General features: G+C 49.6%; 1 protein-coding gene. It reads left to right on the top strand.

Annotation, left to right across the window (positions count from 1 at the left end; genetic code table 11):
- Positions 1-27 precede the first annotated feature (27 nt).
- On the top strand, positions 28-268 hold a 241-nt coding region (locus tag QP119_RS11555; protein WP_284776316.1), incomplete at its 3' end, for a PfkB family carbohydrate kinase.

Raw genomic sequence — 268 nt, 5'->3', positions numbered from 1 at the left:
GGCGCACTTTGACTTGGAACACCAAATATGAAAACCGCAGGCAACCTCGTTGTTCTTGGCAGTATCAATGCCGATCACATCCTTAACCTTAACTCTTTCCCGACACCTGGTGAAACCGTAACCGGTAGTCATTATCAGGTCGCATTTGGCGGTAAAGGCGCGAATCAGGCTGTTGCTGCGGGTCGTAGTGGCGCGAATATCGCATTCATTGCCTGTACGGGCGATGATGATATTGGCGAAAGTGTGCGTAAACAGTTAGCCAAAGACA

Source organism: Corynebacterium frankenforstense, from assembly GCF_030211955.1.
Lineage (GTDB): Bacteria > Actinomycetota > Actinomycetes > Mycobacteriales > Mycobacteriaceae > Corynebacterium > Corynebacterium frankenforstense_A.
Note: the sequence above shows the minus strand (reverse complement) of the source record. Positions and strands in the feature narration are given on the sequence as shown.